We start from the raw sequence: 12,604 nt of genomic DNA, 5'->3' as shown, positions 1-12,604 counted from the left end.
TGAAACTCTACTTTGCCTGTGACATTCGTAATGCCCACTGCGGGTCGCTGCGAACATCCCGCTGAGTCCCAGAGGAGCAAGATAAGTGGAGCTCTTTTGCGTTGCTATCGGTGCTGGCTCATCCAATTTGAGCCTTGCGTGTCAGGTGCGCGAACAGACTGCGCAAGGGGCACTGTTCCTGGATCGGCAGGTCTTTTTCCGCCCACCCGGCAGCGCAAGGGATGCGGGCAAGCGGCGGCGGTTTTCGAACAATACCGTGACGGACGCGGGGCGGCTTAATCTGCTGGTGCGCCGCCTGCTCTCGCGCATTGGCGAAAGCACGTCGACTACAGCCGCCCGGCAATGTTGCCCCCCAGGACAGGCCGGCACTTCGGGTCGAGGCCGGCGGAGAGACCGGCCTGCGCATGTCGGCCGAGGATGCGACGATCTCGCGAATCTCAACGACAATTCGGCGAGGCTTGGCGCCACGCTGCTCTCAATCACAGCGGCGACGGGGCGGCAAGGCCATGACTTGGAGAGAGACCAGGGCGCGGCATTTCGACCAGCAATCGGACCTGCATTTTCCAGCCATTCTTCACCGCACGCCGCGATTTTCGGCGGCACCCGCATGCCTGCCTCGGCATCGCTGGCCCTCAGCGCATGATGCAGGATCCGCCTGGTTGAGCGCGTTGCGCGCTTCGAGATCATCCTGCCGGTTGTTTGAATTGGAGCACGAATTCTTCCGAAAACCGGCTTTCAGGTCATGCTCAAGAATTGGAGAAGCGAAAAAATGCGCTACGACATCGTCATCATCGGAGGAGCCATCGTCGGGTCCTCGGTCGCCTACTACCTGCGCGAGGAGGGATTTTCCGGCTCTATCGCGCTGGTCGAACGCGATCCGCAATTTTCCCACGCGGCGACGACCTTGTCCTGTGCCTCGATCCGCCAGCAATTCTCGATCCCTGAAAACATCCGCCTGTCGCAGTTCACGCTGAAACTGTTCCGGCGGCTGAAGGAAACCTTCGGCGCTGATGCCGATATCGGTTTTCGCGAGGGCGGCTATCTCATCCTTGCCGGCGAGGCCGGGCTGCCGATCCTCAAGGCAAATCATGAGGCGCAGGTCGCCGAGGACGCCGATATCTCGCTCGAGGACGCCGAGCAGTTGGCGCGCCGCTTCCCGTGGCTTTCGGTCGAAGGCATTTCCGCCGGCGCCTTTGGCCGGACCGGCGAGGGCTGGTTCGACGCGCATGCGATGCTGACGCTGTTCCGCAAGGCGCTTCGCGACAAGAGCGTCGATTTCATCACGGCGTCGGTCACCGGCATTGCGCGCAAAGGCAACCGCGTCGCCGGTGTAAGCCTCGACAATGGCGAGACGCTGGAAGCCGGCATTATCGTCAACGCCGCCGGCCCGAACGGCGGCAAGGTGGCGGCTCTTGCCGGGCTGGCGCTGCCGGTCGAGCCGCGCAAGCGCAACGTCTTCGTCTTCGAGGCGCGCGAAAAATATGCCGACATGCCGCTGCTGGTCGATCCCTCCGGCATCTATGTGCGGCCGGAGGGCTCGGTCTACCTCACCGGCGGCGCCGAGCCGGAAGAAGGCGATCATGCGCCCGATCCGAAGGATTTCGAGGTCGAGTGGCCGCTGTTCGAAGAGGTGGTGTGGCCGGTTTTAGCCACCCGCATCCCGGCCTTCGAGGCGATCAAGCCGACGCGCGCCTGGGTCGGGCACTACGACTACAACACGCTCGACCAGAACGCGGTGATCGGGCCGCATCCGGAGGTCGAGAACTTCCTCTTCGCCAACGGCTTTTCCGGACACGGCCTGCAGCAGGCGCCGGCGGTCGGCAAATCGCTCGCCGAGCTCATCGTGCATGGCGCCTATCGCACGGTCGACTGCACGGCGTTCGGGTACAGCCGTGTGGCCGAGGGAAGGGCGTTCCGGGAATTGAATGTGATCTGAGGGCGCACCGAGGACTTACTGCCAAGCTGGCGGGACAGCGCGCCCCTCTGTCCTGCTGTATGATGCCGCGGAATAGGAACGCACCATGCTTGGGCACGAGGCCCCGAGCCGACGCGCATCGCGCCAATCGGCGTCATCACGTTCGAGATTCAGCATCGGCTGCCCGGCGCCTTTACGCTCGTATATGCGCCGGCATGCCGCTCGCGATCGATGACGCATTTGCCGACGAGGGCTGCTCGTTCCACGAAAAAGCGATAAGCGGCGAGATTAATGGGCAACCTCGTGGGGAACGAAAAGAGCGCTAAACCGGGTTGCTAGATCAATCCAGGGTGCCGCGTCGCCTCTCTCTGAAGCTATTCGAACGACCGTCGCCAGATAGCCGGCAAAAGCCTTGAGGCTTAGGGCGCGTTGCTCTGAGAGGTAGTCAATAGCTTCAAGCCGCTGGTGAACGGCAGCGAGCATATGTTGCACCAAAAGCAGGGAGGATGGGCAAGGGCAATCGCTCTTACTCGCGAGGCGCCTGCACTCACTGCAAAGCGGCGGAATGTCCTGCACGGCTAGGTCGCCGGAAAGACGTTGTATGAGATTGTCAGTGGCGTTCCACAAATTCGCTCGCATGCAGTACGGAGTGCAGCGTGACGCCATGTCGGGCTAGCAGTGCCGTAGCTCCCTCGTCACGGTCCACGAGGCAAGCAGCGTCACTCACAATGCCGCCGACGCGGCGAACCTCTTCGATCGCCTTCAATATCGACTTGCCGCTTGTGGCAACGTCGTCAACGATCAGGACCACTTTTTCCTGAAGATCTTCTTTAGGCCCAAGACCTTCAATCACATCCCTTGTGCCATGGGCCTTTGGAGCCTTGCGAACGAAGATCGTGTTTATGGGATTGTCCATCATGGAGCTGACAGCTGCCATCGATCCGATTACGGGGACCGCTCCCATTTCAAGTCCGCCGACGTACTCTGCTTTCACTTGCTTAGCTATTTTTAGGAACTCAAGAGCGGCAAGTTGCGCGCCTCGCGCCACCATCATGGTAGGCTTCATATTGAAATAGATGTCGCTCTCTACGCCCGACGAGAGCGTGTAGCGTCCGTATCGAAAAGAGCGCTCACGGACAATCTCGCGGAGTTCGTCCTTGTCGTGTTGGCCGGAATCAACTGGTCTGAATTTCGCCAGTGCCGCCATAGATCAGACCTCGCCCGTAGGGAAAATTTGGGTGCGGCATGCACCTAGTCACTACCGCTATGTGGCTTATGCAAGTGTTCGCGGGGTGTGTCAATTAATGTCAATACCGGTGCGACCGTTTCGCGCAGATTTTTCCGTTATCGTTATTGGGTGCCTAAAGCGTGAGCACGGGCCTCGCCACGGCTGGGTAGCCTTGGCTACCCTTGCCCGATCTCGGCCAGGCACGGGTTTTCTCGCCGCGGGCCGTCTCTTTGAGATTTTGGGCGCTTTCATCATAGTCCCCTCGAATTCTGCCTCGCTCGGCTCCGTTGCGCCAGCTTCTTAACCAGGTTGCACATGAGGCGAGCGTTTCGGCGCCATGTAGGCCCTCTTCTGGCGACGAGTGGGCAAGGCCGCGCTTTTCGTGCAACCTCCTCGTAAGGCGGTAAAGTTCGAGCCGGCGAGAATTTCGTCCATCAGCAACGCGGCGCAACATTTCGGCTCGCTTCGTCTGACGACCGATCACCAGGTCCAACCTCGATTGGCCCGAAGCAAGTTTGTCTTTTTGGATCAGCGCCTGGTTATTCCTGCTGCCCTACCCGTTAACGTCGCCGTCGCCTTCCCAAAATATCTCCTTCCGACCCGCCTGGGGGCAGCCTCGACAAAGCTGCGGATCGAACGTGTCTCGCTGGTCACACGAGCACCGTCAGGCTCGTGGTGCTGCAGGATGTGGCACACCGCCTCGACATAGCGGTGTGACCGCCTTTAGCTGGGTTCTGCGTCTCGACATCCGGATCTCTTCTCCATCTTCCGCAAGACGGGAGAGTCCTCCTGAAACCCCGGCTTCCGAAGGCGCCTTTTCAGATTCCGGCCGCGAGAAGTGGCAAGAGCCTTTTCCGCGCCACAGTGCGTGAACCTGGGTTGCTGGCCGTCCTAAGAGAAAATTCCGATGCGGAGCTGCCCGATTAGCTACCGGCTCCCGGCAAGAGGACGGCCACGTGGCAATCGGCTACCGGCGCAAGGTTTCCCCCTCATTGTCGGACACCCGACAGGATCACGACCCGCCAACCGTTGCTTTCATGAAAGTTTCCTTTTGGCACGTTTGATGCGGGGGTTTTCCGAAAACATCGAGCGGATGCCCCTATGAGCAGGCTCACGTCGCCGCATTCGAGACCGCGCCCTCGCTGATCTCCAACTCGGTCGGGGTCGGCGCATCAGGTCGAGGCGGGCGACTTTGCCGATTAAAACTCGGAATAAGGTTGGAAAGCAGCTCGCCGACCGAGACGGGATCATCGAAGCGGGCGGAGATAGTCGATCCCGTCCACGCCCACAAGTCGTGGACATGCGTGTCGCTCTCATCACTCGGCCGGGATCCATGGACTTCATAACCGACCATACGAAAGCGGGGACAAAATCCAGGAAATACAGCGGCACCGAGGTCGAGATCGCCCGCGTGGAGACTGAAGCCGATCGCCAGATCCGATATTCCTCGCGAACATCGCCTAAATTGAAAGCACCTAAAGGAGCAAGACAAGTGGAGCTCTCTTGCATTGGAGTGGGAGCTGGGCCGTCAAATCTGAGCCTTGCGTGCCAGATGCACGAGCAAATTGGGCAAGGGGCACTGTTCCTGGATCGGCAAGTCGACTTCCGCTGGCACCCAGGCAGCGCATTCGATTCCTCGGAGCTCCAGGTCAGCCACTTCAAGGATTTGGTCACGCTGGTGAACCCGCGATCAGCCTACACTTTCGTGAACTACCTGCATGAGAACGGGCGTCTGTACCACTTCCTCAATGCACGGTTCGAAGCCGTGCTCAGAGCTGAGTTCGAGCAATACCTGAAATGGGCCTTCTACAGGAACCCGCTTGTCCGCGGCGGCGAGACGGTGCGCGAAATCCGCTTTGACGGCGAGTTTCGAGTGCGCACCGATAAGGCGGTTCTCGGCGCCAGAAACCTCGTGGTCGGCATTGGCAAGCAGGCGCATATTCCGCCTCAGTTTCAGGGCTGGACTGGACGCAACCTGTTCCATTCATCTGAATTGCTGCACATTCATCCTGAGGTGCACAATAGCAATGTCTGCGTGGTCGGCGGGGGACAGTCCGGAGCCGAGGTGCTGCTGCACCTTGTTGGTCTGGCTAAAGAACGGCGGCCTCAATCGATCACCTGGGTCTCGCAGCGCGAAAACTACCTGCCCATGGACAACAGCCCGTTCACAAACGAGTTGTTCATGCCCTGCTTTTCGGATCGGTTCGCGGCAATGGGCGAGTCGCAGCGCAAGCTGTTCCTGCGGCGCTTCGTGCTTGCTTCGGACGGCATTTCGGAAAGCACATTGCGTGCGATCTACCAGGCGCTATACCGCCACGCGTTTCTAGAGCCAAACCGATGCGAAATCAGACTGCGGCCGGGCTGCACTGTCTCGCACTGCATCAACGCCGGCGCGGGTCACAGACTCACCCTACAGCACGGCATGGAGGTGGTCGAACATGTCACGGCCGACATCGTCATCCTGGCCACCGGTTACGATAACGCGGAGCCAGGCTTCTTGGAACCGATGGTGAACCGGCTTGAAAAGATCGACAACGAATTGGCTATTCGCGAAGATTTTTCGGTGTGCTGGGACGGACCGCCTGACAGCCGCATCTTCGTACAGAACGCAAGCCTAGAACAGCGCGGGCTGGCTGATCCGAATCTAAGCCTGCTGGCCTGGCGAGCGCGTCGCATCCTCGACAGTCTTCTGGGGCGCGCGCCGCGCGCCAACCCCGAGCATCCCGGCTTCATCGGCCCTACCTCAGTAGAGTGCTGGTCCGACACCGTCGCGGAAGAAATAGGCAGCGGGATATGACCGGGCGACTGCGCACCATTGGCGGTGGCATCCAAGGAATGATTCCGCCTTCACTGCAGCGGAGGCTGGAGAGCGAGACGTACTTGGCGTCGCCCATATGCCGTTTCGGTCGACCCACAACCTGACCAGAGCCGATTGCCTTACCACTGCTTCAACGGCTGAGGTCGTCATGCGCAAATACACGTTTTCTCGAACCGAGCTGTCGCGGGCGTTCGGTATCGACATGGCCACGCTTCGAACGGGCAGCGCGGGCATCGGGTTTTCATTCGGCAAGGTGACACCGGGCGTCACATCCGAACCCCATCGGCATGACGAAATCGAGGCCTTCGTGGTCCTGTCTGGAGCGGGCAAGGTCAGGACCGACCTTGCGGAAATCCCGGTCGCGGCCGGCGATGTCGTTCTGTTCCACCCTTTTGAAGCGCATGTGCTGCACAACGATGGGGACGAAGACCTAAATTTCACCGATGTGTACTGGCGCGACGGCAAGGCCGCCCTCGAAGCCGCTACCCGGATCGCGACTCCGCGCGGACCGATCTTCGTCTTCTCCACACCGCCGACGCCCAATGGAGATCTGCATCTAGGGCATCTTTCCGGCCCTTATCTTGGCGCCGACGTGTACACGCGTTTCCTGCGGATGAAAGGGGCCGAAGCTTACCATCTGACTGGGAGCGACGATTACCAGAGCTACCTTGTGACGCGTGCCGATGCCGATGGATCGACGCCTGCAAAGGTGGCGCGCCACTATGCCGACGAGATTCGAGCCACGCTTGCGCTTCTTGACTGTGAAGTCCATAGCTTCCTCTCCACTTTGGGCGATAGCGCTTATGCAGAGTTTCAAGCCGCGTGTTTCCGTAGTCTTCTGAGCAGCTCGGCGGTAGACATGCGCCAGAGCGCTGCGCTTTTCGATGCAGTGACAGGCGACTACCTTTACGAAACGCATGTAAGCGGCCTCTGCCCCGATTGCGGCGGCTGGGCTGGCGGAAACACCTGCGAGGAGTGCGGCGCGCCTAACCTATGCCACGACTTGGGTACGCCCAAATCGCGGCACTCGGCCGAGGGGCCGATGGTCGGATCCGCGCGTCGTGCTGAACTTGCGCTGGAACGGCACTACGACAATATCGATCGGCATTTAAGGGCGTCGGGCGCCCCCGCTCGGCTCATGGCCCTTTTCGCGCGTGTACGCCAACGTGGCGACTTTTCCGTGCCCATTACCCACCCCTCGGACTGGGGCCTGTCGGCCGAAGGGCTCCCGGGGCAGGTGATCTGGGTTTGGCCGGAGATGGCTTTCGGATTTCTTTACAACATCCAGGCGCTAGCTCGATTGCTCGGTCAAGACTGGAATGCGGCGGCGCCCAGCAATGACTGGCAGATCGTCCATTTCTTCGGCTTCGACAATTCGTTCTACCACGCGCTACTTTATCCCGCGCTTTATGCCGAGGTATTCTCCCACTGGACGCCGCGGATTCGCTATCATGTGAACGAGTTTTACCTGCTCGATCGCCAGAAGTTCTCGACCAGCCGCGGCCATGCGGTCTGGGGCAAGGAGGTTCTGGGCCCAAAGAGAGTCGACGCCGTGCGTCTGCATTTAGGCCTGACACGCCCGGAAGGTGAGCGGACGAACTTCACGCTGGACGCGCTACGCCGCACCGAAAGAGAGGTGTTCCAAGGGATCTGGCTGAATTGGCTTGATGCGCTGCACGGCGAAATCAAGCAGGACTTTGGCGGTTGTGTGCCCGACGCAGGCGACTGGGCTCCCGCCGATCGCGCTTTCTTTGCTCGGATAGAGATCCATCGCGCGGCGATGGAACGCGCCTATTCGGATGATGGCTTCTCCGTCCGGCGCGCGGCCGCGCAGGCCTGCGATTTCGTGAACGATTGTGTAGTCTACCGACAGGCGCAAGACTATGAAGCGGCGCGACGTCTCTATCCCGCCCGCACCCGGACTTCGCTCGCGCTTCAGGCTACAGCCGCTGCGATCCTGGCGCAGACACTCGCGCCCCTGATGCCGCGATTTGCCAGCACGCTCGCGCGAGGCATCGACGGCATCTCAACCGAAACATGGCCGCGGTCGGTCCAGAGGCTCGCGCCCGCAACGACCTTTGATCTCGGACCTATGCTGACGTTCTATGGCAGAGCAGGCATTCCTGTTCTCAATGATGAGGAGGCATATTAGCCTATCGAAGTTTTGACCAGATTTGGGCTCCGACAAAGCCGATGCTTTACTCGCTACCACCGGCCTTAACCAGCATATCGTCGAGACGCTAGCACGCGCCTTGGAGGTACTCGGTTGACAGCTTTTCAGCGCCTGCCATTCGTGCGGCAAATCCCGAAAGGGCTCCACTGCGCTGACCAACTTTTTCGGCATCGCGGAATTTCCGACCTATTGCCCGCCGGTCAAGTAGGTCTGCGGTTCGGGGCACTGAGTCAGCCTAGCGCCGGTCATAGGGGCCGATGGCGGGACAACGCCTCTCGTCCACAGGCTTGACCAGCCCCTATTGTCCAGCAGCGGCGGCAAGTTGTCCAAGGCGGCTTGCAAAGCAGTCCGTATTTTGTCCTGCTAGGTATCGCTTGGCGTTCGGCTATGCCTCAATGTCCGACAATGTCGGATACGCGCCACAGCAGAGGGGCTTAGTCCCGTTGACGAAATGACTTTCTCGTTTGGCACGGCACGTGCGTTGCTTTGTGCGAACACGTCATGGTCCAAGGAGAAGTCGTTTCATGATCTCGGACTCGCCCAAAAACATCGCCGTCATTCCCCAAGAGCCGATCAAAGGTGGCGTTATAGCAAGGCTTCGCAACATGGACACGGCTTACTCGGCTCGGCGCTGCCCACCGGTCCGACAACGAGGGTCGGGAACACAGCGCCTTCAGAATGAAGAACAGGTCACTTGGCCTCGCCTCTCATCTGTCGTCCCACCACAACCGAGGTCCTCGATCAGGCTTCGGCCTCACTGGCTGCGCAGGGCCTTCATTAGGACCGCTGTGGCCTTGGCGACGATCACTCCGGTTCTGGCCGCCACCGATGACGGCAAGGTGACGGAGTTCCTGCTAGACAACGGCATGCAGGTGGTGGTCATTCCCGATCACCGAGCGCCGATCGTCACTCATATGGTCTGGTACAAGATTGGCAGCGCCGACGAACCGCCCGGCAGTTCCGGCCTTGCGCATTTCCTCGAGCATCTGATGTTCAAGGCGACCAGCAACCATGCCGCCGGCGAGCTTAACCGCACCGCATCGGCCATCGGCGGCTACATAAACGCCTTCACCGCCTATGACTACACCATTTACCTCGAGACGGTGGCGCCCTCGACATTGGGTGAGGTGATGGGCTTCGAGGCCGATCGCATGCGCAATCTCATCCTCACCGACGAGGTCATCGAGACCGAGCGCGACGTAATCCTGGAGGAGCGCCGTTTGAGCACGGACAGCAACCCGGCGACGGTGCTGGAAGAGGAGGTCGACGCGACGCTCTGGCAGAACCAGCCCTACCGCATCCCGATCCTCGGCTGGATGCAGGAGATGGAGAAGCTGAATGGCACCGGTGCATTCTCTCTCTACAACAAATATTACCGGCCCAACAACGCCGTGCTGGTGGTGGCAGGCGACGTTACGCCCGAGACGGTGAAAGCGCTGGCCGAGAAGACCTACGGCAAGGTTGCGCGTGGGCCGGGCCTGCCCCCGCGCAAGCGCCCGGCGGAGCCGAAGCAGAACACCAAGCGCACAGTAACGCTAACCGATGCGCGCGTCACAGTGCCTAGCTTTTCGACAAATTGGGTGGTGCCATCTTACCATACAGCCACGCCGGGCGAGGCCGAAGCCCTCGACCTGCTGGCCGAGATCCTGGGCGGCGGCAGTCGCAGCCGGCTCTGGCAAGGGCTGGTGGTGAAAGAGGGCATTGCCACCGAGGCCGGGGCCTATTTTCATGGCACTAGACTGCCCGGTGCCTGGGGCGCCATGCTGGACGCCACCAAATTCACCATCTACGGCGTGCCGCGCGACAATGCCAAGCTCGCGGATTTGGAAGCCGCAGCGGACACCGAGATTGCCAGGATCGCCAGGGACGGTGTCCGTAACGACGAGCTGGACAAGGCCAAGGACCGCTATGTCCGTTCGATGATCTTCGCCCAGGACGACCAGGCTTCCATGGCCATCATGTACGGGTCCACGCTTGCCACGGGCGGCAACGTAAAAGATGTCGAGGAATGGCCGGACCGCATCCGCAAGGTGACTGTCGGCCAGATCAAGGCTGCCGCCGCGCGTTATCTAGTGCCCGACCACTCGACCACCGGCTATCTCTCGCCCAAGACGGAGAATTGATATGAGAAAGACCCAACACCGCGGCGCTTTCGAACATGTCCTGGCTTTTCCGCTTGCTGTGGCGGAAGCCAGGGTCGCCGGCCTAACCACCGCCCTGGCCATCTTCCTTCTCGCCATTGTCTTCCTCATCATCCCACCGTTCGCCGCCCGCGCGGCGATGAGCATCCAAGAGGTGAAGTCTGCAAAAGGCATCAAGGCCTGGCTGGTGGAAGACCATACGGTTCCGCTCATCGCCATCAGCTTCGTCTTCGACGGCGGCACCACCCAGGACACACCAGGCAAGGAGGGGCTTGCCAATCTGATGGCCCCCCTTTTCAACGAGGGGGCTGGCGATCTCGACAGCGATGCCTTCCAGACCAAGCTGGACGATGCTGGCGCCTCGATGAGCTTCGAGGCGCAACATGATGGCATCTATGGCTCGATGGCAATGCTTTCCTTGCGAAAGGATGCCGCTTTCGACCTGCTAAGGCTCGCGCTCAACAAGCCGCGCTTCGACCAGAAGCCAACCGATCGGATCCGCGCTCAGATCCTCTCCGGCATCATCGCCAATGAGCGCGAACCGACAGCAATCGCCGAGCGCGCATGGCTAAGCGCGCTCTACGGCACGCACCCCTATTCGAGGCCGAACGAAGGCACAAAGGCGGGCCTGGCCAGCATATCACCGGCCGATCTCAGCGTCTTTCACAGGGCCGCTTTCGCCCGTGATGGGCTCCATATTGCCGTGGTCGGCGACATTAATGCTAACGCGCTGGGTGAAAAGCTCGACCAGCTGTTCGGCGAACTGCCGCAGATGCAGGCGCTCGCCCCAGTCACCGATGTCGTGCCGAAGCTCGGCCAGCAGGTCGAGGTGAACTACGACCTGCCGCAGACATCGCTGCAGCTCGCTTATCCTGGTGTGACGCGCGATGCGCCGGACTTCTATGCCGTGGTGCTGATGAACGATATCCTCGGCGGCTCGGCCTTTACCTCCCGCCTGTGGGATCAGGTGCGCGAAAAGCGCGGCCTGGCCTACGGTGTCGGCTCCGCTCTTGAAGACAAAGAGCATTCCCAGGCGCTGCTGGTTACAACGGCGACGCGCTCGGACCGCGCCCCCGAGACGCTCAGCGTTATCCGGGATGTCGTCAAGCAGATGGCAGAGCACGGACCGACGGCGACTGAGCTGGCGGCGGCTAAGAGATATCGCATCGGCGCCTTTGCCATCAACGAGCTAAATTCCTCGGCCTCAATTGCAGCCACGCTCGTCGGGCTGCAGTCCAGCAATCTCGGCATCGACTACATCCAGCGCCGAGCCGGCCTCATCGATCAGGTGACGCTCGATCAGGTCAAGGCGGCAGCGAAGAAGCTTCTTTCGAGCGAGCCCGCCATTATGGTGGTCGGACCGCCGCTGGGGGCCAAAGGATGAGTCCAGAAGCTCATTTCGCTTTCCTTCTCCTTATATGAGGCTTTTCTCGCGGAGCGATATCCAATTTGGGACTATCGATTTTAGAGTCCCGCCGAGCGGTTTGGCGGGCCTGCGAGACTTGCCGGTTCAGGCGGCCCGTGCGAATTGTGGCCAGCTTCTTCTCGTGCCAGTCTCTCTTCGTGGATAGTTTACGCCGTTCGTGGCTAGCAGATGTAGCGCACGCCGCCAAAGGGCCCGCGTGCCGGTGCGGATCCAATTTCCATTGTTCAATTTTCGCCGAACGAAACCGCGAGCTTCGACTTGGAACTCCGGGAGTTTCCCCTTTTCGGTTGGGTCCATTGGACCACCCACCAGCTGTCCGGCCGAGGCCCCATAAGCAACCCAATAGCGTCGCGCAATACACGCCGCACTCCGCTTCATAAGCCCGATACGTTGAGGAGAACCCGGTATTATCTCTGTGCCTGCCGATTATCCGTCACCTGAATTCCGTCGACCTGTTTGGGCCTTTCGATCGCCTGCCTGCACCCGGCATGTCGATCGACGGGCGGACATTTGAGGTCCTCAATCCATCGACCGGCGAATTGCTGGCAGAACTCCCCGACTGGGCGTGGAGGAGACACGTGCTGCGATAGACAAGGTCTATCTGGCGCAGCCTGGATGGGCGGCTCTGATGGCACGTGAACGCAGCGAGTTCTGTGGCGATCGCGTCAGTTGATCATCGACCACACCGACGACCTTGCCGGCATACTCACGGCGGAGATGGGCAAGCCGCTTGCCGAAGCCCAAGTCTGAGGTTTCGCATGCAGCCGCATACCTGCAATGGTACGCAGAGGAGGCCAATCGAATCGGCCGGCGAGCTCGACGGGCGCCGCCGCCCCGAAGCAGACCATCGAAGCCACCGCCGAAGTAATTCTTGCCCGCTGGCGCGGTTAATTCGCCGCAGTT

General features: G+C 60.6%; 6 protein-coding genes and 1 pseudogene. 6 read left to right on the top strand and 1 reads right to left on the bottom strand.

The features are described from left to right. The first annotated feature begins 769 nt into the window (after positions 1 to 769). Positions 770 to 1,936, top strand: a complete 1,167-nt coding sequence (locus AC0L2L_RS24945) for an NAD(P)/FAD-dependent oxidoreductase (RefSeq protein WP_473582026.1) — start codon at positions 770 to 772, stop codon at positions 1,934 to 1,936. 589 nt (positions 1,937 to 2,525) lie between these two features. Here AC0L2L_RS24945 and pyrE read toward each other — a convergent pair. Then, positions 2,526 to 3,122, bottom strand: coding sequence for an orotate phosphoribosyltransferase (gene pyrE, locus AC0L2L_RS24940; RefSeq protein ID WP_473582024.1), 597 nt, complete (start codon positions 3,120 to 3,122; stop codon positions 2,526 to 2,528). A gap of 1,354 nt (positions 3,123 to 4,476) precedes the next feature. Here pyrE and AC0L2L_RS24935 point away from each other — a divergent pair. The 5 genes and pseudogenes from AC0L2L_RS24935 to AC0L2L_RS24915 form a co-directional block, all read left to right on the top strand. After that, positions 4,477 to 5,940, top strand: a complete 1,464-nt coding sequence (locus AC0L2L_RS24935) for a lysine N(6)-hydroxylase/L-ornithine N(5)-oxygenase family protein (RefSeq protein WP_473582023.1) — start codon at positions 4,477 to 4,479, stop codon at positions 5,938 to 5,940. 169 nt (positions 5,941 to 6,109) lie between these two features. Next, entirely contained in the window at positions 6,110 to 8,113 is a 2,004-nt protein-coding gene (locus tag AC0L2L_RS24930) for a class I tRNA ligase family protein (RefSeq protein ID WP_473582021.1), read from the top strand. Positions 8,114 to 8,874: 761 nt separating this feature from the next. Further along, entirely contained in the window at positions 8,875 to 10,257 is a 1,383-nt protein-coding gene (locus AC0L2L_RS24925) for a M16 family metallopeptidase (RefSeq protein WP_473582208.1), read from the top strand. 1 nt (position 10,258) lies between these two features. Beyond that, on the top strand, positions 10,259 to 11,659 hold the full coding sequence (locus AC0L2L_RS24920; RefSeq protein WP_473582019.1) for a M16 family metallopeptidase: 1,401 nt from the start codon (positions 10,259 to 10,261) through the stop codon (positions 11,657 to 11,659). Positions 11,660 to 12,126: 467 nt separating this feature from the next. Further along, a pseudogene (locus tag AC0L2L_RS24915) lies at positions 12,127 to 12,503 on the top strand (aldehyde dehydrogenase family protein); the annotation flags it as partial. Positions 12,504 to 12,604 lie beyond the last annotated feature (101 nt).

This window comes from Mesorhizobium sp. WSM4832 (genome assembly GCF_055811115.1).
This window is presented reverse-complemented; position numbering and strand designations above follow the sequence as displayed.